The organism is Pseudomonas sp. NC02 (assembly GCF_002874965.1).
Taxonomy (GTDB): domain Bacteria; phylum Pseudomonadota; class Gammaproteobacteria; order Pseudomonadales; family Pseudomonadaceae; genus Aquipseudomonas.
In genome coordinates, this window is the sequence record NZ_CP025624.1 from 4,174,074 (window position 1) to 4,199,558 (window position 25,485).

Sequence of the window (25,485 nt, forward strand, 5' to 3'; positions counted from 1 at the left end):
GTTAGCCTCGTGGGCATCTCTGGCTAACCGCGGACTTGCCCATGACCGACCAAAGCGCCCCGGCCCTGAAGGAAATCTTCAACGCCGAACGCCTGCAACACATCGCCAGCGAAATGACCGCGGTGTACCCGGCGTTCGACGCCAAGGGTTTTCTCAAACACGCCAAGGCCGGGTTGGCAGACCTGTCGGTGATGCAGCGCATGGCGCGGGTCAGTGAAAGCCTCAACGCTGTGATCCCGCTGGATTATCCGCAAACCCTGAAGTTGCTGTATGCCCTGGCCCCTCGGCTGAACAGCGCCTTTGTCAGCCTGTTCCTGCCCCACTACGTTGCCAGCTACGGCGGCGATGATTTCAAGCGCTCCATGGCTGCCCTCAAGTACTTCACCACCTTCGGCTCCGCCGAGTTTGCCGTGCGGCATTTTCTGCTGAAGGATTTCAAGCGCACCCTGGCGGTGATGCAACAGTGGTCGCTGGACGACAACGAACACGTACGACGCCTCGCCAGCGAAGGTTCACGGCCACGGCTGCCATGGTCGTTTCGCCTGGCCGAGGTGCAGGCCGATCCGAACCTGTGCGCTTCGATCCTCGACAATCTCAAGGCCGACAGCAGCCTCTACGTGCGCAAGTCGGTGGCCAACCACCTCAACGACATCACCAAGGACCATCCGGATTGGGTGCTGGGCCTGATCGAAGGCTGGTCCCTGGATAACCCCCACACCGCGTGGATCGCCCGCCACGCGCTGCGCAGCCTGATCAAGCAAGGCAACACCCGGGCGCTGACGATCATGGGCGCCGGGGCCAGGGCCGAAGTGAAGATCCATCAACTCAAGGTCGAGCCGGCGGCGATCAAGTTGGGGGAGCGGATCAACCTGTCCTTCAGCCTGGAGTCCACTGCCGATTCGTCGCAAAAGCTGGTGGTCGACTACGCCATCGACTATGTGAAAAGCGCCGGTCACAGCGCGTCCAAGGTGTTCAAGCTCAAGGCATTTACCCTGGGTGCCGGAGAACATCACGCCATCAGCCGTGGCCAACATATCCGTGAATTGACCACGCGCAAGCACTATCCCGGCAAGCATGCGGTTCACGTGCTGGTGAACGGTGAGCGGCTGGGAAGCGTCGAGTTTGAACTCGCAAAATAATCCTTAAAACATTAACGAAGGCTCTAGATCGGGCCTTACAGCGTAATTAATTGTCGGACAATGCTAGGCATTCGTGTTGCGATCCATTATCATCCGGCGCCTTCTCGGTACCCCTAGGGTACTTGTGTCAATGTTCCACCTGAGGCGCCCATGCTCCGTTTTTCGTTTTACCGTCCCCTGATCTGCATCAGCTGGGGGCTTGCCAGTCACAGCGCGCTTGCCGCCCTGCAACCAATGGCCGAAGCCCCACTGGCCAGCGACACCGAGCTGCATTGCCACTTCAACCGCGACGCCAGCGTCGACTGCACTACCCGCTTTCACTACACCATCCTCAAGCCAAGCGGCCGCGAAATGCTCTCGCGGATCGACTTCAGCTACCAGGAAGAAGACGGCTTCGAACTGATCAAGGCCGAGTCCACCCAGCCCGGCGGCAAACCTGTGCCCCTGGACCCGACGCAAATCGACACCCGCACCGCCCCCAACCCGGACCAGGGTTTCTCCCGGGAAAAACAGACCTCGCTGGCGTTTCCCAACCTGCGGGTCGGCACGCAAATCCGCTACACGGTGCGCGAACATCACCCGGCCAAACCGCTGATGACCGAGTTCTACTACGCCTTGCAGTTCGGCCCCAACGCCGCACGGCGCGACCACTTCAAGGCACGCTTCACCGCCGAGCGGCCGATCGAGTGGCGCAGCGAATTGATGGAGGGTTTCAGCATTACGCCATCGGCCAATCGCAAGACCCTGGACGTGGTGCAAAAGGCCCCGACCTACCTCAGCTACATCAACGAATCCGCCAACGCCTACATACGCCACGCCCCGCGTATCGAAGTCGGCAGCTCCCTGGATCGCCAGCAGTACTTCGGCGGCTTTGCCGAACGCTACAACCAGATCCTCGGCGCCAAGCTGCCGCCCCAGGGCGCCGCCGCCGTGGCCGCCGTTCGCGGCTTGCCACCGGCACAACAGGTGGCCGGCCTGATGCAGCACATCAACGACCACTATCGTTACTTGGGCGACTGGCGCGCCTCGGATCGCGGCTATGTGCCCTTCAGCCTGGCGGAGATCGAGCAGCACGGCTACGGCGACTGCAAAGACCTTTCGACGCTGCTGGCCGCCATGCTCAAGGCCAGCGGGATCAAGGCCGAACCGGCCTGGGTCAGCCGCGGCGATGTGGTTAACCCGCTGCTGATTCCCGGTACCGGCGCGCCGAACCACGCCATCGTCCGCGCCGAAGTCGATGGCCAGGTGTGGTGGCTGGACCCGACCAACCCGATCTTCGCCCCCGGCCAGACCCTGCCCGACATCCAGGACCGCTGGGTGCTGGTGACCAACGCCGAGGGCCAGGTACGTGAAGAACACATCCCGCTGCAACCCGCCGCCCCCACGTTGATCCTCGACAAACAGGAGCGCTTCGACGCCCAGGGCACCGCCCGGGTCTCGGCCACCGTTGATTTTCGCGGCATGCCGCTGATGCAACTGAGCGTCGCCGACCGCCAGCAAGGCGCCACCGCCAGCGACCAGAACATCTGCGACAACTTCGGCAAACAGATCACCGACTGCCAGGTCGAGCGCCCCGCCACCGCCTTCCTGATCCCGGCCAGCTACAAGGTCAGCGCCACCCTGACGGACATGCGGCCCCTGGAACCGCTGGGCAACGACCACGTCTACAACGATGCCTTGCTGCAAGAGAAATGGGACGGTCTGCTCAACTACCGCCGCAATGGGCAACTGGCCGACTTGTACATAGGCAACCCCGAGACGCTGGATTACACCATCACACTGTCGGGTGGGCAGATCGACAAGGACATCAAGGCTTGCCAGGTACGCTCGCCGTGGTACGACCTGGACCTGACGGGTGAGCGCGTCAAGGGCGACTGGCGTTATCACTACGTCCTGACGCAGAAAATACGCTGGCTGACCCACGATGAAATTGTCAGCGCACCGTTTGAAAAGATGATCAAGGAGATCCGTGCCTGTGGTGAGCAGGTGCATCAGGTGGTGAAGCTCTAACCCTCCCCCAGCAAAACCCCTTGCTCCCGCGCGCAGAGTTCCACCAGGTAATCCCACAACACCCGCAACCTTACCGACTTGTGCAACTCGCGCCGGGAGCTGATCCAATAGCTGCGCTGGATGCTCTCCGCCGGCAGCAGCGGCACCAGGTCCGGGTCGCTCGCCGCCATGAAGCACGGCAATACGGCAATTCCCAACCCCGAGCGCGCCGCCTGGTGCTGGGCGATCACGCTGGTGCTGTGGAACACCACTTTGGGGTTGCGGCAGAAACTGCTGAGGAATTTCAGTTCCTGGCTGAACAGTAAATCGTCGACGTAATCGATCCAGGCGTGCACCGCCAGGTCCTCGCGTTTTTCAATCGGCGGTGTGCGGTCCAGGTAGCTGCGGCTGGCGTAGAGCGCCAGGCGGTAGTCGGTGAGTTTGCGGGTCACCAGTTGGTCGACGCTGGGGCGTTCGAGGTGGATGCTGATTTCCGCTTCGCGGTTGAGGATGCTGACAAACCGTGGCACTGCCAGCAGTTCCACTTCCAGGCCCGGGTAGCGTTCGAACAGGCCGCCCATGCGACTGGCCAGGAACATCACGCCCAAACCCTCGGCCACCCCCAGGCGGATCTTGCCCAGGGGCGCGGCGGAATGGGTCAGTTCTTCTTCGGCCAGCAGCGCCACGTTTTCCATGGCTTCGGCATGTTTGAGCAGGGCTTCGCCGGAGGGCGTGAGTTCGTAACCCTGGGCGTGCTGCACGAACAGCGCAGTGCCCAGGCTTTTCTCGATGGCCTCGATGTGCCGGGCCACGGTGGCGTGGGTGGTTTTCAGGCGTTGCGCCGCCGTGAGCAAGCGTCCGCTACGCTGTAACTCAAGAAAGAACCGCAGATCATTCCAGTCGAACATGCCTTCCCCTTCTTCCCCTGAACAGCAGCGTTGTCTAAAAACGCACAGCAGCTGGGTAAAAACTAACATTTTTAAGACGAAAACTAACAACTAGGATGGGACCAATAAGAAAAACAAGCGAGGTCACAGATGCATTCTGCAGCTGCTGAATACGATTACGTGGTGGTAGGCGCCGGCCCGGCGGGCTGCCTGCTGGCCAATCGACTGTCTGCCAACCCTGCCCATCGCGTGTTGCTGCTTGAAGCAGGCGGTCGCGATAACTACCCCTGGATCCATATTCCCGTCGGCTACCTGTTCTGCATCGGCAACCCGCGCACCGACTGGTGCTTCAAGACCGAAGCCCAGGAAGGCCTGCAAGGCCGTGCGCTGAGCTACCCGCGCGGCAAGGTGCTGGGCGGGTGCTCGTCCATCAACGGCATGATCTACATGCGCGGCCAGGCCCGGGATTACGACGGCTGGGCCGAGGACAATCCCGGTTGGGCGTGGAAGGATGTGCTGCCGCTGTTCAAGCAGAGCGAAAACCATTTTGCCGGTGCCTCGCAATTTCACAGTGACGGCGGTGAATGGCGGGTTGAGCAACAGCGCCTGCACTGGCCGATCCTCGATGCGTTTCGTGACGCGGCGCAGCAAAGCGGTATCGACAGCATCAGCGACTTCAACCAGGGCGACAACGAAGGCTGTGGCTATTTCCAGGTCAATCAGAAATCCGGCGTGCGCTGGAATGCGGCCAAGGCGTTTCTCAAGCCGATCCGCCAGCGGCCCAACCTGACGGTGATGACCGAGGTTGAAGTCGACCGCGTACTCCTGGAGAACGGCCGTGCGGCGGCGGTGGTTGCTCGCCAGAATGGCCAGCCAGTCACGTGGCGGGCGCGCAAGGAAATCATCCTGTGCGCCGGCTCCGTCGGTTCGCCCGGCATCCTGCAACGCTCCGGTATCGGCCCCTCCAGCGTGCTCAAGCCTTTGGGCATCGATGTGCTGCACGAGTTACCCGGCGTGGGCGGCAACCTGCAGGATCACCTGCAACTGCGCCTGATCTACAAGCTGGAAAACGCCCGCACCCTGAACCAGATCGCCGGCACCGTGTGGGGCAAGATGGGCATGGGCCTGCGCTACCTGTATGACCGCAGCGGCCCGCTGTCCATGGCCCCCAGCCAGCTTGGCGCGTTCGCCCGTTCCGGGCCGGAGCAGACGTCGGCCAACCTCGAATACCACGTGCAACCGCTGTCCCTGGAGCGCTTTGGCGAACCACTGCACGGGTTCCCGGCCTTCACCGCTTCGGTGTGCGACTTGCGCCCGCAAAGCCGTGGCCGCATCGACATTCGCTCGGCCAACCCGGCAGACGCACCGCTGATCCGCCCCAACTACCTCAGCCATCCGGAAGACCTGCGGGTGGCCGCCGACGCCATTCGCCTGACCCGACGCATCGTCTCGGCGCCGGCCCTGAAGCAATTCAACCCGGTGGAGTACCTGCCCGGCACAGAACTGCAGACGGACGAACAGCTGCAGGAAGCCGCCGCCCGCATTGGCACCACGATTTTCCATCCAGTGGGCACCTGCCGCATGGGCAGCGACAAGGACGCGGTGGTCGACGCCCAACTGCGAGTGCACGGGGTTCCCGGCCTGCGCATCGCCGACGCGTCGGTCATGCCCCGCATCACTTCAGGCAACACCTGCTCACCGACGCTGATGATCGCGGAAAAAGCCGCGCAGCTTATCCTTTCGCCGAACACAAGGAGCCTCGCCCCGGAGAAAGAACTGACCTTACCGGCTTGACCTGCAGGAGCCCGGCTTGCCGGCGGTGGCGTTTTCAAGTGTTGTGCACAGCTTGAGAGCGCCATCGCCGGCAAGCCGGGCTCCTACAGGGGAATAGCGGCGCCGATGTGGCGCCGACAGTGGAACAACAATAAATAATCACTGTGAGGGCTACCCAAATGTCAGAACACGCTCAACCCCTGGGCTCCGCCACCAAGGCGCGAGACAGCAACGACACACAGAAAGTCATCTTCGCCTCCTCCCTCGGGACGGTGTTCGAGTGGTATGACTTCTTCCTCTATGGCGCACTCGCGGCGGTAATCAGCAAGCAGTTCTTTGCCGGGGTCAACGACACCACGGCGTTTATCTTTGCCCTGATGGCCTTCGCCGCCGGCTTTGTGGTGCGCCCGTTCGGCGCGCTGGTGTTCGGTCGGCTGGGTGACATGATCGGGCGCAAGTACACCTTCCTCGCCACCATCATCCTGATGGGCCTGGCGACTTTCTGCGTCGGCCTGCTGCCGACCTATTCGAGCATCGGTATTGCCGCACCGATCATCCTCGTCGCGCTGCGCATGCTCCAGGGCCTGGCGCTGGGCGGCGAGTACGGCGGCGCAGCCACCTATGTGGCCGAGCACGCCCCGGCGGGCAAACGCGGCTTCCACACCAGCTGGATTCAATCCACCGCGACCCTCGGTCTGTTGCTGTCGTTGCTGGTGGTGCTGGCGTGCCGTTACTTCACCGGCGACCAATTCGAAGTGTGGGGCTGGCGCCTGCCGTTCCTGCTGTCGATCGTGCTGCTGGGTATCTCCACCTGGATCCGCATGAGCCTGCACGAGTCGCCGGCGTTCCTGAAAATGAAAGAGGAAGGCAAGGCCAGCAAGTCGCCGATCCGCGAGTCGTTCGGCAAATGGGAAAACCTCAAGATCGTGCTGATTGCGCTGTTCAGCATCAACGCCGGCCAGGCAGTGACGTTCTATGCCGCGCAGTTTTATGTGCTGTTCTTCCTCACACAGTTTTTGAAGATGGATCCGGCACTGGCCAACATGCTGCTGATCATCAGCGTGGTGATTGGTGCGCCGTTCTTCATCTTCTTCGGCTGGCTTTCGGACAAGCTGGGACGCAAGCCGGTGTTGATGGTCGGCCTGCTGCTGGCCACCGCGCTGTACTTCCCGATCTTCAAGGGCCTGGCGCACTACACCAACCCGGCGATGGACCACGCCAGCCGCCAGTCGCCGATCACCGTATTGGCAGACCCGGCCACCTGCACCTTCCAGTTCGACCCGGTGGGCAAGGCGCGTTTTGACAGCCCCTGCGACAAGGTCAAGACCTTCCTGGTGAAACAGGGCCTGCCGTACGAAAGCGCGGCCGCCCCGGCGGGCAGCGCGGTGCAGGTGAGCGTGGGTGATGTGCGTATCGACGGTTACGACGAAGCCGCCCTGAAAGGCGCGGTGACCCTGGCGGGTTATCCGCAATCGGCTGATGTGGCCCAGGTCAACAAAACCATGGTGGTGGTGCTGATCGTCGCGCTGATCCTGATCGCCGCCATGTGCTACGGCCCGCTGGCAGCGCTGATGGTGGAGCTGTTCCCGACACGCATCCGCTACACCTCGCTGTCGCTGCCATACCACATCGGGAATGGCTGGTTTGGTGGCTTCCTGCCGACGGTGTCGTTTGCGCTGGTGGTGTACACCGGGGATATTTTCTATGGGCTGTGGTACCCGGTGGTCATTACCGGGGTGAGCCTGATCGTGGGGCTGATTTGCCTGAAAGAAACCAAGAACGTCGATATCGACAATAACTAAACGTCGATCCGGCCGACGCTGGAGTTTCAGTGTGGGAGCGGGCTTGCTCGCGAAAGCGGGGTGTCAGTCGCCGGATAGGTTGACTGATACACCGCGTTCGCGAGCAAACCCGCTCCCACATTGGGTTTAGCACCAGACACACAAATTGCTGTATATCCATCCAGATAAAAGTTGCCCAATTCTGATTTATTGCCCATCCTGCTCCCCATTCAATTGCGTAGCGAATGTGGTGACCATGCGGCTGTTCCTCTGTGAAAAACCGTCCCAGGCCAAGGATATCGCCGCCGTGCTCGGCGCGACCCGGCGTGGCGACGGTTGCTGGCTGGGCTCAGGCGTGACGGTGACCTGGTGCATCGGCCACCTGCTGGAAACCGCCCCGCCCGACAGCTACGACGCCAAGTACAAGCGCTGGGTGCTGGCCGACCTGCCGATCATCCCCGAAAAGTGGAAGATGCTGGTCAAGCCCAAGACCGCCAGCCAGTTCAAGGCGGTCAAGCGTCTGCTGGGGGAAGCCCAGGAATTGGTGATCGCCACCGATGCCGACCGTGAGGGCGAGATGATCGCCCGTGAGCTGGTGGAGCATTGCCGTTATCGCGGCCCCATCCAGCGGCTATGGCTCTCGGCGCTCGACGACGCGTCGATCCGCAAGGCCCTGGCCTCGTTGAAGCCCGGTGCTGAAACCTTCAGCCTCTACCATTCGGCCCTTGGCCGCTCCCGTGCCGACTGGCTGATCGGGATGAACATGAGCCGCCTGTTTACCCTGCTGGGCCAACAGTCCGGTTATCAGGGCGTGTTGCCGGTTGGGCGTGTGCAAACCCCGACCCTGCGCCTGGTGGTAGACCGGGACCGCAGCATTGCCGACTTTGTACCCGTCGCTTATTGGGCCATCGATGTGGATCTGCTCCACGACGACATCACCTTTACGGCGCAGTGGCGCGCAACAGAAGACGCCTGTGACGATCAGGGCCGCTGCCTCAATCCGCAGCTTGCCCGGGACGCCGCCAATGCCATGAGCAACGCCGCCAGTGCGCGGCTGGTCAAACTGCGTACCGAGCGCATGCGCGACGTCGCGCCCCTGCCCTTCGACCTCGGCACCCTGCAGGAAATCTGCTCGAAAAAGCTTGGCCTCGGCGCCCAGGAAACCCTGGATGTTGCCCAGTCGCTCTACGAAACCCACAAGGTCATCACTTACCCACGCAGCGATTGCGGCTACCTGCCCCTTAGCCAGCACGGCGACGCTCCGAAAATCCTCGCGGCGCTGGGGCGGGCCGATCCGGCGGTGAATGAATTGATGCCACACATCGATCCGAAGCGACGCTCCCGAGCCTGGAACGACGCCAAGGTCAGCGCTCACCACGGCATCATTCCCACCGGCGCCGGCAAGGATGTCGGGCAATTGACGGGCAAGCATCGCGCCGTCTACACCCTGATTCGCGCCCGCTATCTCGCGCAGTTCCTGCCCAACCACGAGTACGACCGTACCCAGGCAGATTTCGATTGTGCCGGTGAAGCCTTGCGGGCTGTCGGTAAAGTCATCGTCGAGCCTGGCTGGAAACGCGCATTGCCGGAAGCATTGGCGCCGGCCAAGGGCCGTGAAGCACCTGCGCCGCAGTCCTTGCCAACACTGGTTCAGGGGCAGGACTACGCCGTGGCCAAGGTCAACCTCAAGGACCTGTGGACCCAGCCACCCAAACCCTTCACCGAAGGCGACCTGATCAAGGCGATGAAAAACGTCGCCAAGCTGGTGGAAGACCCGCTGCTCAAGCAAAAGCTAAAGGACACCACCGGGATCGGCACCGAAGCCACCCGCGCCGGGATCATCCAGGGCCTGCTGGACCGCGGCTACCTGGTGAAAAACGGCAAGGCGCTGTCGGCAACACCCGCCGCTTTCAGCCTGATTGATGCAGTGCCACGGGCAATTGCCGACCCCGGTACCACCGCTATCTGGGAGCAGGCACTGGACATGGTACAAAGCGGCGAGATGAGCCTGGAAGAGTTCGTCGCCAAACAGGCGGCATGGATGAGCAAACAGGTGACCCGCTGCACTGGCATGCGCCTGACCATCAGCGGCCCGGCCAGCCCGGCCGGCCGTGGCGCCACACCGTGGAAAAACAAACGCAAACCGGCCAAGCGCAAGACGGCCACCAGCCCGAAGCGGGCGGCGAAACCGGCAAACAAAGGCTGAGAAGCACTAAGAAATCGCGACAATGACGTTTTTCGACGGGATGTATGCCGCTTTGGACCTTGCCCTGCTGCAGGCCATCCAGGATTCTGTAGGGCCTGCTAACCTCCCAACAATAACAACACCGGAGTGGCCTCCATGAAAACCGTTGCCCAAGTGCTGAAGTCCAAAGACCAGCATAACCATCAAGTCCACACCATCCCCCACGACCATACGGTATTTGAGGCCTTGATCGTGATGGCTTCGAAAAACGTCGGGGCCTTGCCAGTGCTCCAGGACGGCAAGGTGGTGGGCATCATCAGTGAACGAGACTATGCCCGTAAGGTCATCCTCCATGGATTGTCTTCGGTGACGACCAAAGCCCACGAGATCATGAATTCACCGGTGATCACCGTCGACACTCACCAGACTGTCGAGACGTGCATGACGATCATGACTGACCGACATCTGCGGCACCTGCCTGTGGTGGAGAACGGCGAGCTCCTTGGCCTGCTGTCCATCGGCGACCTGGTCAAGGAAGCGATTGCCGAACAGGCCGACCTGATCAAACAGCTGGAGCAGTACATTCGCGGCGAATAATCATTGGGGACCCCATGCTCGATACCCTGCAACATCAAGTCGATAACCAGCTCGACAACCTGCACCGGGCCATGGCCGAACGGCGCTTCCTGGTGCTGACCGGTGCGGGTATCAGCACCTCTTCGGGGATTCCCGATTATCGCGACAGCGAAGGCGTGCGCCGGGGCAAGGCGCCGATGATGTACCAGGAGTTCCTGGCAACCCCGCAGGCGCGCCGCCGCTACTGGGCGCGGGCGATGCTCGGCTGGCCGAGGGTGCGTGTCGCGCAGCCGAACGCGGCGCATATCGCCCTGGCCACTCTGCAGCAACGTCAGCGCATTGCCGGGCTGATCACCCAGAACGTCGACACCCTGCACGATCAGGCTGGCAGCCATGATGTGATCGAACTCCACGGCAGCCTGCACCGGGTGCTGTGCCTGGATTGCCAGCAGACCAGCGAGCGGGATCTGATCCAGCGCCAGATGGAAGCGGAGAATCCGTACCTGGCGGGTGTGGATGCCGTTCAAGCCCCCGACGGTGACACCCTGCTGGACCCGGCCTTTGAAGGACGTTTTCAGGTGCCCCGCTGCCCCCACTGCGGCGGGCAACGGTTGAAACCGGACGTGGTGTTTTTCGGTGAGAACGTCGCCCAGGGCACGGCAGCCAAGGCGATGGCGGCGGTGGATGACGCAGAAGGATTGCTAGTGGTGGGTTCGTCGCTGATGGCGTATTCAGCGTTTCGGTTGTGCAAGGCGATGGTCGAGCAAGGCAAGCCCGTGATTGCCATCAATCTGGGCAAGACACGGGGCGATGAGTTGCTGCAACTCAAGATCGAAGCCTCCTGCGAACGTTTGTTGCCGTTGCTGGCAGAACGCCTGGGATAGCCCAATCCTGCTTTTCTGTGGCGAGGGAGCTTGCTCCCGCTGGGCTGCGCAGCAGCCCCAAAACCGACAACCGAATGATTCCTGAAGAACCGCAGTCAGCCTGGTGGGGGCGCTTCGCACCCCAGCGGGAGCAAGCTCCCTCGCCACAAAAAGCCCCCGGATCCCGCGACCTGCCCGCACGAAAAATGACGCCCAAGTCACGTTTTCCGCTCACACCCCCGCCCTGCAAGGATTTATGTAGTGCTCAAAAATAATCACTACATAATCGTTGACGTAACCGTTTTGTAATTGCATGATTCAAGCGTCTCCCGGATCGGGAGCGTTGGTAACACGCGTTTTGAACAAGCTCGTCTGACCGCCGAGCTGTTTTTTCCGGATGTGCACTGCCCACAAGGCAGATTGATGAAGCTGACCGGCCCGAAAGGATCGGTACAAGGAGCTCAAACGCTGCTTGTCTTCGTTATGAAACCATTGCGTAGCAGGTCATCAGCAAGACTACATGCATCGGTTCAAGACCCTGCCCGTATTCGGCAGACAGTCGCTGACGCCCGGTTTTCTGAGCCGGAGACAACTTAGTAGTTTTAACGGATCAACTAGAGATCGCCAACTGGTCAAGGGGCTTACACATGAATCTGAACAACCAACCAACTATCGATGAATTGGCTGAGATGTTCGCAGCGCAGAAAGACACGCTCGACGACCATATCCTCTGGATTGGTAAATCGGGCCAGGTCCATATTGACTGCCTGGCGCCCCACACCGTGGAAGAAGAGTTCGACAGGAATAACCGTGAACTGGCAGCGCGCCTGAAGATGTACCGCCGCGGCCAGGGTTATGTCGGCAAGAAAGCCGCCGCCGATCGCAACTTTATCGAGCAGGTCTTCCATACACTTAATACCGAGTGGCAGAACCTTAAAGGCCATTCGCACGTTAAGGTGATCGACAGATACTGCTGATAACTACGCACTTATCACTTAAGCCTGCTCGCTTAAAACGAGCAGGCTTTTTTATGGCCGACGGTTATTGCAACAACGCCGGGAAACGCCCCTTCCCCGCTTCATCGCAAAAAATATCAAACATGGCCTGGGCCGCCGCTGAAAGTTCGTGGCCGGGCTTGGTCAGTACACCAATCGGCCGTTCGATCACCGGATCGCTCAAGGTGATGCAATGGGCGCCTGCCTCCTGCATTTGGCGTGCACACAACGCCGGCACTGCACTCACGCCCAAGCCACTGGCAACCATCTTGCCCACCGTCGCCAGTTGATGGCTCTCCAGGGCTACGGGCAGCTTCAGGTCCAGCGCCTTCAAGTGTTCTTCAAGCATCACTCGTACCGTGGACGGGCGCTGCAAGGTGATGAAGGGTTGTTCCAGCAGGGTGTGCCAGGCGATATCGGCGCGGCGTGCCAATGGCGAGTCACCGGGCACCACCGCCACAAAGCGGTCCACATACAGCGGGGTGAACACCAGCGATGAGCTTTCCGACGGTTCAAACGCCACGCCCAACTCCACTTGGCGATCGCGGACCATTTCCAGCACCTGCTCGTTGATCACGTCATTCACCGTTACGTTGACCTGGGGATAGCGCGCGCGAAAAATCTTCAGGATCGGTGGCAGCAGGTTTCCGGCAAACGACGGCATCGCCGCCACCGTTACCCGCCCGCGCTGCAGGGTGAAACGCTGGCGCAACTCATCCTCGGCATTGTCCCAGTCGGCGATCAAGCGCCGGGCCAGGGGCAGCAGGGATTCGCCTTCAGGGGTCAGCGCGACATTGCGCGTATTGCGGCTGAACAGGCGCCCGCCCAGGCCTTCTTCCAGGCCTTTGATGGTCAGGCTCAAGGCCGACTGGGAAAGATGCAAACGCTCACAGGCGGCCGCAAAGCTCAAGGTCTGGGCCACGGCAAGAAAGGCGCGCATCTGTTTAACTGTCATCAAGCTTCTCCCGATGGCTGAGGACTATGCTGTTTTTTAAATCAATCAACCTTAAAAAACAACTTAACAAATCAATCCGTCGGCGCAACACTCGGTTCATATGGCTGGCCCACAAACAATAAAAGAGGTGCATATGGCAGGTTTTGATAAACGCGTAGCGTCCTATGAAGAGGCGCTGGCAGGCCTGGAAGATGGCATGACGGTACTTGCCGGTGGTTTTGGCCTGTGCGGCATCCCGGAAAACCTCATTGCCGAAATCAAGCGCAAGGGCACCCGCAACCTGACCGTGGTCTCCAACAACTGCGGCGTCGACGGCTTCGGCCTGGGCCTGCTGCTGGAAGGCAAGCAGATCAGCAAGGTCTTCGCGTCCTACGTCGGTGAAAACGCCCTGTTCGAGAAGCAACTGCTCAGCGGCGAAATCGAAGTGGTCCTGACGCCCCAAGGCACCCTCGCCGAAAAACTGCGCGCAGGCGGTGCCGGCATCCCGGCCTTCTTCACCGCCACCGGTGTCGGCACGCCAGTCGCTGAAGGCAAGGAAACCCGCGAGTTCAACGGTCGCCCGTACCTGATGGAAGAATCCATCACCGGCGACTTCGCCATCGTCAAAGGCTGGAAAGCCGACCACTTCGGTAATGTGATCTATCGCCATACCGCCCAGAACTTCAACCCGCTGGCCGCCACCGCCGGCAGGATCACCGTGGTCGAAGTCGAAGAAATCGTCGAACCGGGCGAGCTGGACCCGGCGCATATCCACACCCCAGGGATCTACGTCGACCGGATCATTTGCGGCACCTTCGAGAAGCGCATCGAACAGCGCACCCTCCGCAAATAATCCACCAGCCCAGATAATAAGGAGACAAAAAATGGCTCTTACCCGCGAACAAATGGCTCAACGCGTCGCCCGCGAAATGCAGGACGGTTTCTACGTCAACCTCGGCATCGGCATTCCGACCCTGGTGGCCAACTACATCCCAGAAGGCATGGAGGTCATGCTGCAGTCGGAAAACGGCCTGCTGGGCATGGGTCCGTTTCCTACTGAAGAAACCATCGATGCCGACATGATCAACGCCGGCAAACAGACCGTCACCGCGCGCATTGGCGCGTCGATCTTCTCCTCGGCCGAATCCTTCGCGATGATTCGCGGCGGCCACGTCGACCTGACCGTGCTCGGCGCGTTTGAGGTCGATGTACAAGGCAACATCGCCTCGTGGATGATCCCCGGCAAGCTGGTCAAGGGCATGGGCGGCGCGATGGACCTGGTGGCCGGTGCCGAGAACATCATCGTGATCATGACCCACGCGTCCAAGGACGGTGAGTCCAAGTTGCTGAGCCAATGCAGCCTGCCGCTGACCGGCGCCAACTGCATCAAGCGCGTGCTGACGGACCTGGCCTACCTGGAAATCGAAAATGGCGCTTTTGTCCTCAAGGAACGCGCACCTGGCGTCAGTGTTGAAGAGATCGTCAGCAAGACAGCCGGTAAACTGATCGTCCCGGACCACGTTCCAGAAATGCACTTCCAGTGAGGACAGATTCCATGCAAGACGTCGTGATTGTTGCTGCCACCCGCACCGCCGTGGGCAGCTTCCAAGGTTCGCTGGCAAGCATCCCGGCCCCGGAGCTGGGGGCTGCGGTGATTCGTCGCCTGCTGGAGCAGACCGGCATCGACCCGGCACTCGTGGATGAAGTGATCCTTGGCCAGGTGCTCACCGCCGGCAGCGGCCAGAACCCGGCCCGCCAGGCCTCGATCCTCGCCGGCCTGCCCCACGCCGTGCCGGCGCTGACCCTGAACAAGGTCTGCGGCTCGGGACTCAAGGCCCTGCACCTGGGCGCACAAGCGATCCGTTGCGGCGATGCCGAGGTAATCATCGCCGGCGGCATGGAGAACATGAGCCTGGCCCCGTACGTATTGCCGGCCGCCCGCACCGGCCTGCGCATGGGCCATGCGAAGATGATCGACAGCATGATCACAGACGGTCTGTGGGATGCGTTCAACGACTACCACATGGGCATCACCGCCGAGAACCTGGTGGACAAGTACGGCATCAGCCGTGAGGCCCAGGACGCCTTCGCCGCCGCCTCCCAGCAAAAAGCCACAGCGGCCATTGAAGCCGGGCGTTTCAGCGATGAGATCACGCCGATCCTGATTCCCCAGCGCAAGGGCGACCCGGTGGCCTTCGCCGTGGACGAACAGCCACGGGCGGGCACCACCGCCGAATCCCTGGCCAAGCTCAAGCCGGCCTTCAAGAAAGACGGCACCGTCACCGCCGGCAACGCATCCAGCCTCAACGACGGCGCGGCTGCCGTGCTGCTGATGAGCGCGGACAAAGCCAAGGCCCTGGGCCTGCCGGTACTGGCACGCATCGCCAGCTACGCCAACGCCGGCGTCGATCCCGCGATCATGGGCATTGGCCCGGTATCGGCCACCCGCCGCTGCCTGGACAAGGCCGGCTGGAGCCTGGGCGACCTGGACCTGATCGAAGCCAACGAAGCCTTTGCCGCGCAGTCACTGGCGGTGGGCAAAGAGCTGGAATGGGACGCGGCCAAGGTCAACGTCAACGGCGGCGCGATTGCCATCGGCCACCCGATTGGCGCGTCAGGCTGCCGTGTGCTGGTGACCCTGCTGCATGAAATGATCAAGCGTGACGCCAAGAAAGGCCTGGCCACCCTGTGCATCGGTGGCGGGCAAGGTGTAGCCCTGGCCCTTGAACGCAGCTGATTTCAAAGAGCAACATGGAAAAGGCCCGGTTCCACGAAAACCGGGCCTTTTCTTTATCGGTCAGTCCCGCGCCTGGGGCACCGCAAACACCGCATTTGCCCGCACCACCACCTTCTCCCCGACCTGCACGCTGACCGTGGCAAACGCCATCTGCCGCCCGCGCTTGTGATGCTCCAGACGCACCTCGACCCACTCCCCTACCTGCACCGCGCCGAGATAGTCCAGGGTCATGCTCGCCGTGATCAACGGCAGCGGCGGCTCGCTGGAAAACGCCATGGCGTAGCCCATGCCCACATCCGCCAGGGTGGCCAGCACGCCACCGTGCACGGTGCCGCGTCCGTTGGCGTGGCGGTTGTCGGCGCGCAGGCCGATTTCCAGCTGCAAGCCTTCACCTCGGCTATACACCGGGCCAAGCAGGTCCAGGAGTGGGCTGCTGCGACGCAGCGGGGTAAAGCCTTCGGGGATGGCATGGGCAGTCATGTCAGGTTCTTCCTTGGGGACAAGGCTGGAGGTGTATCCCACCGCAGCCATCCGGACCATCAACATCAGCCCGGTAAATCCCCGGTGATAAGCCTAACGCTTCATGCAGCGCTGATAACGCTCATCCACGCGCTTGGCAAACCAGGCCGTGGTGAGTTTGCGGGTGATCTTCGGGCTTTTCAGCACGATGCCCGGCAGGATCGCCCGCGGCACCGGTTTGCCGGCGGCCTTGTCGGCCAGGGCGAACACCCGCTGGTACAGGGTAGTGTCTTCAAAATCCAGGCGCTCGCCCTGCTCCAGCTGGCTGCGGATGCTCGGGTTGCGCATGTCCAGCGCCTTGCCCAGAGAGCGCACTGCCAGCTCCGTGGTGCCCGGCAGGAACGAGCCGTAGTTGATCAGGTCGCCATCCAACGCCAGATTGGCGCCCGAGACTCGGCTGACCGCTGCCTGGAATGCGGCGTTGCGGCTGGCGTACCAACCGGCATTGAAATCGGCGAAGCGGTACAGCATCTGGTCGTAGTGCACCGGGTAACCCAGCAAATGGGTGATACCAAAGTACATGCCGCCTCGGCGAGTAAACACTTCCCGGCGGATGCTGCCATCCACGGTGTAGGGATAATCCCGGGCCTGCTTCTGTGCGAAGTCGATGCTGACCTGCATCGGGCCTGCGGTATGCACCGGGTTGAAGCCGCCAAACAGCGTATTGCCCAAGGGCACGACACTGATGAAGTCGTCAAAGATTCCACTCAAATCCCGCTCGGTGCGCGCAGCGTTCAAGCGCTCGGCGTAGGACTTGCCGGTGGGCGAGCGCAGTTGCAGTGCCGTGCGCACCAATACCGCCGGCACATGGACTTTAGCGGCGCGCCGCAGGATCTCGTCCTGGGCGATCTTGCCCATGTTCGGTACCGGCGGGTCGACCTGATAGGTGGACTCCTGCTCGGTCACGGCCAATACCGCGCAGATGTTCTCCGTACCGGGGTAGATTTTCTGCGTGTTGAAGGCGGTGTAGATGTCCTGGGCCCAGCCGCCACGATCCGGCACGCTGGCCGGCATCAGCCGCACGATCTGCGCTTTCACCTCGGCTTCGCTGCGCTCCGGCAGTTGCTGGGTGCGCTGGCTGGAGCAGCCGGCCAGTACCAATAAGGTGGTAAGGCACAGGATGAGGCGAGATGAACGCATGGGGCTTCCTTGGGCGACAATGGGCCAGTCTTGGCAGATATCGACCGGTAAGTCTAACCGGGGTTCGCCGACCTGCTGCTCTCGCCAAAAAAACCAGGACGTGAAAGGATCAGGCACCCGTCGTTCCTACAAGGAGTTTGAATGCCATGCTTAGCCTGAACTTCCTGATCACCTGCCTGATCGTCGTGCTCATTCCCGGCACCGGCGTGATCTTCACCGTGTCCACCGGACTGACCGCCGGCAAGCGCGCCAGTGTGTTCGCCGCGCTGGGCTGCACCGCCGGGATCGTCCCGCACTTGTTGGCCTCCGTGCTTGGGCTGTCCGCCCTGCTGCATACCAGCGCCCTGGCGTTCGAAGCCCTCAAGTATGCCGGCGCCGCCTACTTGCTGTACCTCGCCTATGCCACCTGGCGGGACCGCTCGGCCTTTGCCATGAACGACGCACCGACGATTTCCAGCGCCCACAGCCTGATGGTGCGAGGCCTGTTGCTGAATATTCTGAACCCCAAGCTGACGATTTTCTTCCTGGCGTTCCTGCCGCAATTCGTCACCCCGGGCGCGGGCGCACCGGCCCTGCAAATGCTGTTGCTGAGCAGTGTATTCATGGCGATGACGTTTGCGGTGTTTGTGATTTATGGCCTGCTGGCCAATGTGTTCCGCCGCGCGGTGATCGAATCGCCACGTGTACAGAACTGGCTGCGCCGCAGTTTTGCAGCGGCGTTTGCGGGGTTGGGGCTGAACCTGGCGTTTGCCCAGCGCTAAGTTGCAAGCAGCCGCGAACAGCCTTCTGTGGCGAGGGAGCTTGCTCCCGCTGGACTGCGCAGCAGGCCCATTTTCAGGGCCGCTGCGCGCCCCAGCGGGAGCAAGCTCCCTCGCCACAGGTTACTTAGATCCCGGCGAGTGCCAGGTCCATCGCGAAGTAGGTGAAGATCAAGTCCGCACCGGCGCGCTTGATCGAGCCCAGGGTTTCCCGCACTACGCGGGCTTCGTCGATCGCGCCCGCCTGGGCGCCGAACTTGATCATCGCGTACTCGCCGCTGACCTGATACGCCGCCACCGGCAAACGCGAGGCTTCGCGGATGTCGCGGATGATGTCCAGGTACGCGCCGGCCGGCTTGACCATCAGCGCGTCCGCACCTTCTTGCTCATCCAGCAACGATTCGCGCACCGCTTCGCGGCGGTTCATCGGATTCATCTGGTAGCTCTTGCGATCGCCCTTCAGCGCGCTGCCGCCGGCTTCGCGGAACGGGCCGTAGAGGGCCGAGGCGAACTTGGTGGAATAGGCCATGATCGGGATATGGCTGAAGCCTGCTTCATCCAGGGCCCGGCGAATGGCCTGGACCTGCCCGTCCATCGCGGCAGACGGGGCGATCACATCGGCACCGGCACGAGCGGCAGCCACAGCTTGCTTGCCAAGGTTGACCAGGGTGCGGTCGTTGTCGACTTCGGCGCCGTGCATCACGCCGCAATGGCCGTGGTCGGTGTACTCGCAGAAGCATGTGTCGGACATCACGATCATTTCCGGCACCGCATCCTTGATGATCGAGGACATGCGCGACACCAGGCCACGCTCTTGCCAGGTGTCACTGCCCGAGGTGTCCAGGTGGTGGGACACACCGAAGGTCATCACCGACTTGATCCCGGCTTTCGCATAGCGTTCGATCTCGCCGGCCAGCTTCGACTCGGGAATGCGCTGCACCCCGGGCATGCTGGTGATCGGCACGAAGTCGTCGATTTCTTCTTCAACGAAGATCGGCAGCACCAGGTCATTGAGGGTGAATTCGCTTTCCTGGAACAGGCCACGCAACTCCGGGGAGCGGCGCAGGCGGCGTGGACGGGCTTCGGGGAACTGGCTGGACATTGATGCTCCTGAAAAAAGGCAGGCCAAAAATCTTTGGGGCGAAAGCTTATGCCTCGTGCACCGCAGAGCACAAACGCCAAGTGCGGAACAGTTTATTGCAGGCTTGGTAACAATTGCATTGATCTAGAGCTGTAGACGGCCTTCAATGCAAACGGCAACCGCGCCTCCGATCCATATTTTCTCGCCGCTGTGTTCAACGCGGATTCGCCCGGCGCGGCCCATGGCGGTGCCCTGGCTGACCACATAGCAACTGGGCGCCAAACCCTCGCCCAGCAACCACTGGGCGACACCGGCGTTCAGGCTGCCGGTGGCCGGATCTTCCGGAGCGCCGTCGCCGGCAATAAAGGCCCGCACCTCAAACTGCGCCTCATCGCCATCCCGCTCGGGGTTCCACGGGGCGATCACGCCCACGGCCAAGCCTTGCAACTGCGAATAGTCAGGCCGCAGTGCCAGTACCTGCTCGCGATCCGCCAGCATCACCGCCAGCCAGCCCGCGCCGTTATCCACCCACTGGCTGCGCAAAATCGCACCGGGCTCAAGGTCCAGGGCCCGACGCACGCGCTCGACCAATTCAGCTTCCAGCGGGCCGGAACGCAGCAACGGAGGCGCGATAAACGCCAGTTCATCGCCCTGGCGGCGGATGCGCACCAGGCCGATCTCACACTCCTGGATGATCTCCTCCCCAGCGGGTTGGCCACCGGCCAGCAACCAGGCATGGCAACTGCCCAGGGTCGGATGGCCGGCAAACGGCAACTCCTTGAGGGTCGTGAAGATCCTTACGCGGTAGTCCGCTCGTGGATCACGGGGCTTGAGCAGGAAGGTGGTTTCGCTGAGGTTGGTCCAGTTGGCGAAATCCGCCATCTGCTGGTCGCTCAGGCTGTCGGCGCCCAGTACCACGGCCAACGGGTTGCCCTTGACGGCCACGCTGCTGAAAACGTCCAGTTGTTTGAAGTCGAAAGAAGCCATGCCGGTCCTTATGCTGGGATGTTCAAGCCACGGATCACCGCCGGCCGGGCGACGAACCCGTCCAGGGCCCGCAGTACGTTCGGGAAGTCGGTAATACCCACCAGGTCGCCAGACTCATAGAAGCCGATCAGGTTGCGAACCCACGGGAAGGTGGCGATATCGGCGATGCTGTACTCGTCACCCATGATCCAGGTGCGGCCCAACAGGCGCTTTTCCAGCACGTCCAGCAAGCGGCGCGACTCGGCGACGTAGCGGTCGCGCGGGCGTTTGTCCTCGTAGGCCGCGCCGGCGAATTTGTTGAAGAACCCCACCTGGCCGAACATCGGCCCGATACCGGCCATCTGGAACATCAGCCACTGGATCGTCTCGTAACGCATCGCCGGGTCTTCGGGAAGCAATTCACCGCTCTTCTCGGCGAGATAGATCAGGATCGCGCCCGACTCGAACAGCCCCAGCGCCTGGCCGCTCGGGCCATTGGGGTCGATGATCGCCGGGATCTTGTTGTTGGGGTTCAGCGACAGGAACTCGCTGGAAAGCTGGTCCTGGGTCTCGAAACTGACCTTGTGCGCCTCGTAGGGCAGGCCGATTTCCTCGAGCATGATCGACACCTTGACCCCGTTGGGCGTGGGCAACGAATACAGCTGCAGACGCTCGGGATGCCGGGCCGGCCATTTGGCGGTGATGGGGAAGTCTGAAAGTGAGTTCATCATGGGACTCCTGATAAAAGTAGGAGAGTAGTGGTTCGGTGCCTATCGTGCATCCGTCTTAATTCAGCAACATCGGCGGGTTAATCTCCTGCACACGGCAAGGATGCCGCCCCATCTCCCCCGCGAAACGAACCAAACTGCCTTGGGGAACTCTTAAAGAGCGCCCGATGGCTGGGCTTGCTTGCCCTGAATCCCTGCACCGAGACTTAGAACCATCATGACCTACAAGCCTCTGTGCCTTGCGAAACGCTTCAAACGCTACTCTTACATCCTGCTGCCGGTATTGCTGGTGAGCGCCGCGGTCGGCCTTAGCCTGGAATCGCGGGTCAGCCGCGCCCAGCCGGTCGACGGCGTGCAAACCCTGGTGTTCCTGCGCCATGGCGAGAAACCTGCCGGGGGCCTCGGCCAACTCAACTGCCAGGGGCTTAACCGTGCGATGAACCTGGCCACCGTGCTGCCGGAAAAATTCGGCAAGGCCAACTACGTGTTCGCACCCAACCCGACCCGCAATGTCGAGGAAGGCGAGAAAGACAACTCCTACAGCTACATCCGCCCGTTGATGACCATCAGCCCCAGCGCGATCAAGCTCGGGTTGCCGGTCAACATCAAGTTCTCGGCCAATGACACCAGCGCCCTCGCTGACGAACTGGTGGAAGACAAATACCACAACGCCGTCATCTACACTGCCTGGTCCCATGGGTATCTGCCGGACTTGATCAACAAGGTGGCAAGCGAGGCCGTCGGTGAAAAACATGTGATTACCGACGATTGGTCCGGCAGCGATTTCGATAGCTTGTATGTGTTGACCCTGACCTGGCATAACGGCAAGGCCTCGCTGCTCAGCCGCAACTACAAGCAAGGCCTGGACAATGGCCAGCAGACTTGCCCGGACGCAACGCAAGTCAGCGCCGATATCTGACCGCCCCCGAAGACCCGAGGCGTGGGAGCTTGCTGTGGCGAGGGAGCTTGCTCCCGCTGGGCTGCGAAGCGGCCCCAAAATTCTGGGAGCGCTTCGCACTCCAGCGGGAGCAAGCTCCCTCGCCACAGCAAGCTCCCTCGCCACAGTGCTTCGGAGGCGGCCTTGTACAGCGTATGATGTTGCGCTATTGACTCACCTGCGGATCATCTACATGTCCAACCTCTCCTCCACCCAGCCTGCCCGGGGCTGGTCCTTCTGGTGGAAACCAGCGCTGTTCCTGCTGGTGGCCTGCGTCGGCCTCTACTACGTGAAATGGTCGCCCTACTACGCCAAGGCGTTTATCGCGGCAGACAACCACAGCATCGGCGCCTCGATTCTCAACGACCAGCAAAGCGCGCCACTGGCCGCCGCGCTGGCCTATGCCCAGGTGTATTTCCTGGCGATCTGGAAAGCTGCCGTATTGGCGGTCATTCTCGGCTCATTGCTGCAGGTGCTGATCCCACGGGACTGGCTGCTGCGCCTGTTTGGCCGTGCCGGGCTGGGATCTACCCTGCGTGGCGGGCTGTTCGCCCTGCCGGGGATGATGTGCAGTTGCTGCGCCGCTCCGGTGGCGGCCGGTATGCGTCGGCAGAAAGTCTCGGTCGGCGCGGCGCTGGCGTTCTGGATTGCCAACCCGGTGCTGAACCCGGCGACACTGGTGTTCATGGGCTTTGTGCTGGGCTGGGGCTTTACCGCGCTGCGGTTGGTGGCCGGGATCGTGCTGGTGGTGGGTGTTTCGCTGGTGGCGCAACGCATCGCGCGGCCGGAGCAGGTACCGGAAGCCGCGCTCGACGCCGTGGCCCAGGCCAGCCATGCCGAAACCGAACCGTTCCTGACCCGCTGGCTGCGCACCCTGTGGCAGCTGTTCTGGAGCACGATTCCGGTGTACATCCTGGCGGTGCTGATCCTTGGCGCGGCGCGGGTCTGGCTGTTTCCCCACGTTGACGGCGCCATGGCCAACAGCCTGGTGTGGCTGGTGCCTCTGGCGATTGTCGGCACGTTGTTCGTGATCCCGACCGCCGCCGAAATTCCGATTGTGCAGACCATGATGACCCTCGGCATGGGTACCGGCCCGGCCGTGGCGTTGCTGATGACCCTGCCGAGCGTGAGCCTGCCGTCGCTGCTGATGCTGCGCAAGGATTTCGATGCGCGGGTGCTGGTGACCGTGGCCGGGCTGACGATGCTGATGGGGGTGGTGTGTGGGCTGATCGGGGCGTTTATCCTGTAGTGATCGAGTGAATTCGAGGGCCTCTTCGCGGGCTTGCTCGCGAAGGGGCCGGCAAACTCAATCAATCACGTACGCCGAGCGAGCCTGTCCCGGAAATACTCCACCACCGCCGCTTGCTCTCCCGCAAACTCGATGCGTGCGCCTTTGCTTTCCCGCTGGAACGCATACATCGGGTCGTAGTACTCACGCAGCAGCCCTTCAATCCAGCCGCGGTGCAAATCCACCGCGCCGCTGCTGGCTTGTTCTGCCAATGCTTCCTGCATGATCGCGTGCAACCGCGCAAACCGCTCGCCGCCCAGGCGCTTGTGGATATTGGCCAGGCTCTGGGTCAGGCGCTCGGCAAACAGTTCCTGGCCAGTGTCGCCAAACACCGCGACAAACTCGGCGCAGAGGTCCACCACATAATCCTTCAGGATGCGCTCCACCCGGCCTTCAACGCTGTCTTCCAGCCAGACCATCGGGAAGCCCTGCATGCCCTTGTGCAGGGGCAACGGCAGCGCGCAACTGCCGATCATGCGGCTCTCATCCTCGACCACAAACTGCTTGATACCGGCGGCGCGCTTTTTCAGCAGGTCCACCGCCAGGCGGTTTTCGAAGTCGATGTTGGAAGGTTGCGCCGTGGCGCGTTTGCCGAAGCTGGAACCGCGATGGTTGGCGTGGCCTTCCAGGTCCAGGGCGTTGTTCAACTGGCCGAGCACTTCGGTCTTGCCGGTACCGGTCATGCCGCCCAACAGTACGAAGTCGCATTGCGCGGTGGCGCTTTCAACCGTGTCGAGCAGGAAAGTCCGCATGGCCTTGTAGCCACCGCCCACTCGCGGATAGTCGATACCCGCCTCGGTTTTCAACCATTGCTGGGCAATCTGCGAACGCATCCCGCCGCGAAAGCAGTACAGCAGACCATCCGGATTGGCCTGGGCAAAACGCGCCCAGTGTTCGATACGTTCGGCCTTGATCGCCCCGGACACCAGTTCGTGCCCGAGAACAATGGCCGCCTGCTGGCCTTGCTGCTTGTAACAGGTGCCCACCCGTTCGCGTTCGTCGTCGGTCATCAACGGCAGGTTGACCACCCCGGGAAACGCGCCCTTGATGAACTCGATCGGCGCGCGGGTATCCATCATCGGCCGGTCGTTGAGAAAGATATCGCGGTAATCGGTGATGTCGATGGGCATCAGAACACCTCTACCGCGTTGGTCTGTCGCTCAACCAGTTCGCCGATCGGCTCAAGGTTCAGGCCCAGCTCCGCCGCCACGGCGAGGAATTCGGCATTGCCTTCGGGGGTGACCGCCACCAGCAGCCCGCCGCTGGTTTGCGGGTCGCACAGCACGCGTTTGTGCAGTTCGTTCAGGCGCCCCAGCTTGCTGGCGTAGCTGTCGAAATTGCGCAAGGTGCCGCCGGGGACGCAGCCCTGTTCCAGGTAGTACTCAACCCCGGGCAGGCGTGGGACTTTTTCGTATTCGATGCGGGCAGTTAATTGGCTGCCGTCAGCCATTTCCACCAGGTGGCCCAACAGGCCGAAACCGGTGACGTCGGTCATGGCCGTGACACCGGCCAGCTTGCCAAAACGACTGCCGGGTTTGTTGAGGGTGCACATCCAGTCACGGGCCAGGCCCACGTCGGCCTCGCGCAGCTTGCCCTTCTTCTCGGCCGTGGTGAGGATGCCGATGCCCAGGGGTTTGGTCAGGTACAGCTGGCAACCGGCGGTGGCGGTGTCGTTGCGCTTCATGTGGCGCTTTTCCACCAGCCCGGTGACGGCCAGGCCGAAGATCGGCTCGGGGGCGTCGATGGAGTGGCCGCCGGCCAGGGGAATCCCGGCAGCGTCACACACGGAACGGCCGCCGCGAATCACTTCCCGGGCAATCTCCGGAGCCAGCACGTTGACCGGCCAGCCGAGAATCGCGATGGCCATCAACGGATCGCCGCCCATCGCATAGATATCGCTGATGGCATTGGTGGCGGCAATGCGGCCGAAGTCGAAGGGGTCATCGACGATCGGCATGAAAAAGTCGGTGGTGGACACCACGCCGCGCTCCTCGTCGATGGCGTACACCGCCGCGTCATCGCGCGAAGCGTTGCCTACCCAGAGCTTGGGGTCGAGGTTCTGTGCGCCACTGCCGGCGAGGATCACTTCCAGTACCTGAGGTGAGATCTTGCAACCGCAACCAGCACCGTGGCTGTATTGGGTCAGGCGAATCGGCTCGTTCATGGGTATCCCTCAAGGCGTCAAGTGGGCGGATTCTAGCAGACAGCA

General features: G+C 61.9%; 23 protein-coding genes. 14 read left to right on the forward strand and 9 right to left on the reverse strand.

Annotation, left to right across the window (positions count from 1 at the left end):
- Positions 1-41 precede the first annotated feature (41 nt).
- Positions 42-1,139 (forward strand): DNA alkylation repair protein, encoded by a 1,098-nt coding sequence (locus C0058_RS19630; protein ID WP_008435876.1) that lies wholly within the window; start codon positions 42-44, stop codon positions 1,137-1,139.
- A gap of 150 nt (positions 1,140-1,289) precedes the next feature.
- The gene (locus C0058_RS19635; protein ID WP_008435877.1) at positions 1,290-3,149 is read left to right on the forward strand and encodes a DUF3857 domain-containing transglutaminase family protein; all 1,860 of its coding nucleotides are present in this window, start codon (positions 1,290-1,292) and stop codon (positions 3,147-3,149) included.
- Here the strand turns inward: C0058_RS19635 and C0058_RS19640 are convergent.
- Positions 3,146-4,036: a LysR family transcriptional regulator gene (locus C0058_RS19640; protein ID WP_003211603.1), complete on the reverse strand. Its 891-nt coding sequence runs from the start codon at positions 4,034-4,036 to the stop codon at positions 3,146-3,148. The two genes, C0058_RS19635 and C0058_RS19640, sit on opposite strands and share 4 nt — an antisense overlap.
- 129 nt (positions 4,037-4,165) lie before the next feature.
- On the opposite strand from C0058_RS19640, the gene C0058_RS19645 reads away from it, so the two are divergent.
- The 6 genes from C0058_RS19645 (at position 4,166) to C0058_RS19675 (ending at position 12,170) form a co-directional block, all read left to right on the forward strand.
- A complete protein-coding gene (locus tag C0058_RS19645; protein ID WP_102369376.1) occupies positions 4,166-5,809 on the forward strand; it encodes a GMC family oxidoreductase in 1,644 nt (547 codons plus the stop codon).
- 158 nt (positions 5,810-5,967) lie between these two features.
- A complete protein-coding gene (locus C0058_RS19650) occupies positions 5,968-7,590 on the forward strand; it encodes an MFS transporter (protein ID WP_008435879.1) in 1,623 nt (540 codons plus the stop codon).
- A gap of 235 nt (positions 7,591-7,825) precedes the next feature.
- The gene (locus tag C0058_RS19660) at positions 7,826-9,775 is read left to right on the forward strand and encodes a DNA topoisomerase III (RefSeq protein WP_102369378.1); all 1,950 of its coding nucleotides are present in this window, start codon (positions 7,826-7,828) and stop codon (positions 9,773-9,775) included.
- Positions 9,776-9,910: 135 nt separating this feature from the next.
- Entirely contained in the window at positions 9,911-10,351 is a 441-nt protein-coding gene (locus C0058_RS19665; RefSeq protein ID WP_003211614.1) for a CBS domain-containing protein, read from the forward strand.
- Between the two features lie 14 nt (positions 10,352-10,365).
- Positions 10,366-11,214, forward strand: coding sequence for an NAD-dependent protein deacetylase (locus tag C0058_RS19670; protein WP_102369379.1), 849 nt, complete (start codon positions 10,366-10,368; stop codon positions 11,212-11,214).
- 626 nt (positions 11,215-11,840) lie between these two features.
- Complete coding sequence (locus tag C0058_RS19675) at positions 11,841-12,170, forward strand: hypothetical protein (protein WP_102369380.1); 330 nt, start codon at positions 11,841-11,843, stop codon at positions 12,168-12,170.
- Positions 12,171-12,234: 64 nt separating this feature from the next.
- Here C0058_RS19675 and C0058_RS19680 read toward each other — a convergent pair whose 3' ends face one another.
- On the reverse strand, positions 12,235-13,143 hold the full coding sequence (locus tag C0058_RS19680; protein WP_102369381.1) for a LysR family transcriptional regulator: 909 nt from the start codon (positions 13,141-13,143) through the stop codon (positions 12,235-12,237).
- A 133-nt stretch (positions 13,144-13,276) separates the two neighbouring features.
- On the opposite strand from C0058_RS19680, the gene C0058_RS19685 reads away from it, so the two are divergent.
- From C0058_RS19685 to C0058_RS19695, 3 genes are read left to right on the forward strand one after another with little or no spacing between them, the layout of a single operon-like run.
- A complete protein-coding gene (locus C0058_RS19685; protein WP_008435892.1) occupies positions 13,277-13,975 on the forward strand; it encodes a CoA transferase subunit A in 699 nt (232 codons plus the stop codon).
- A gap of 31 nt (positions 13,976-14,006) precedes the next feature.
- Positions 14,007-14,666, forward strand: coding sequence for a CoA transferase subunit B (locus C0058_RS19690; RefSeq protein WP_003211625.1), 660 nt, complete (start codon positions 14,007-14,009; stop codon positions 14,664-14,666).
- 11 nt (positions 14,667-14,677) lie between these two features.
- Positions 14,678-15,859: an acetyl-CoA C-acetyltransferase gene (locus C0058_RS19695; RefSeq protein WP_003211627.1), complete on the forward strand. Its 1,182-nt coding sequence runs from the start codon at positions 14,678-14,680 to the stop codon at positions 15,857-15,859.
- Positions 15,860-15,919: 60 nt separating this feature from the next.
- On the opposite strand, the gene C0058_RS19700 is transcribed toward C0058_RS19695, so the two are convergent.
- Both C0058_RS19700 and C0058_RS19705 read right to left on the reverse strand, forming a co-directional pair.
- On the reverse strand, positions 15,920-16,339 hold the full coding sequence (locus tag C0058_RS19700; protein ID WP_003211628.1) for a PaaI family thioesterase: 420 nt from the start codon (positions 16,337-16,339) through the stop codon (positions 15,920-15,922).
- Positions 16,340-16,432: 93 nt separating this feature from the next.
- Entirely contained in the window at positions 16,433-17,518 is a 1,086-nt protein-coding gene (locus tag C0058_RS19705; RefSeq protein WP_102369382.1) for a DUF1615 domain-containing protein, read from the reverse strand.
- 146 nt (positions 17,519-17,664) lie between these two features.
- Between C0058_RS19705 and C0058_RS19710 the strand changes: the two genes are divergently transcribed.
- Entirely contained in the window at positions 17,665-18,279 is a 615-nt protein-coding gene (locus C0058_RS19710) for a LysE family translocator (RefSeq protein WP_102369383.1), read from the forward strand.
- 124 nt (positions 18,280-18,403) lie between these two features.
- Here C0058_RS19710 and hemB read toward each other — a convergent pair whose 3' ends face one another.
- The 3 genes from hemB to C0058_RS19725 form a co-directional block, all read right to left on the reverse strand.
- A complete protein-coding gene (gene hemB, locus C0058_RS19715; RefSeq protein WP_102369384.1) occupies positions 18,404-19,378 on the reverse strand; it encodes a porphobilinogen synthase in 975 nt (324 codons plus the stop codon).
- A gap of 123 nt (positions 19,379-19,501) precedes the next feature.
- Positions 19,502-20,344: a PhzF family phenazine biosynthesis protein gene (locus tag C0058_RS19720; protein ID WP_102369385.1), complete on the reverse strand. Its 843-nt coding sequence runs from the start codon at positions 20,342-20,344 to the stop codon at positions 19,502-19,504.
- 8 nt (positions 20,345-20,352) lie between these two features.
- On the reverse strand, positions 20,353-21,051 hold the full coding sequence (locus C0058_RS19725) for a glutathione S-transferase N-terminal domain-containing protein (protein WP_087694098.1): 699 nt from the start codon (positions 21,049-21,051) through the stop codon (positions 20,353-20,355).
- Positions 21,052-21,268: 217 nt separating this feature from the next.
- Between C0058_RS19725 and C0058_RS19730 the strand changes: the two genes are divergently transcribed.
- The gene (locus C0058_RS19730) at positions 21,269-21,970 is read left to right on the forward strand and encodes a hypothetical protein (protein WP_008435916.1); all 702 of its coding nucleotides are present in this window, start codon (positions 21,269-21,271) and stop codon (positions 21,968-21,970) included.
- Positions 21,971-22,181: 211 nt separating this feature from the next.
- Positions 22,182-23,237 (forward strand): permease, encoded by a 1,056-nt coding sequence (locus tag C0058_RS19735; RefSeq protein ID WP_003211251.1) that lies wholly within the window; start codon positions 22,182-22,184, stop codon positions 23,235-23,237.
- 65 nt (positions 23,238-23,302) lie between these two features.
- Here C0058_RS19735 and mnmH read toward each other — a convergent pair whose 3' ends face one another.
- Positions 23,303-24,406 (reverse strand): tRNA 2-selenouridine(34) synthase MnmH, encoded by a 1,104-nt coding sequence (gene mnmH / locus C0058_RS19740; RefSeq protein WP_102369386.1) that lies wholly within the window; start codon positions 24,404-24,406, stop codon positions 23,303-23,305.
- Positions 24,406-25,440 carry a selenide, water dikinase SelD gene (gene selD, locus C0058_RS19745; RefSeq protein WP_003211248.1) on the reverse strand — a complete coding sequence of 345 codons (1,035 nt, stop codon included), beginning with the start codon at positions 25,438-25,440 and terminating at the stop codon, positions 24,406-24,408. Before selD ends, mnmH begins: the two co-directional genes overlap by 1 nt.
- Between the last annotated feature and the right edge of the window lie 45 nt (positions 25,441-25,485).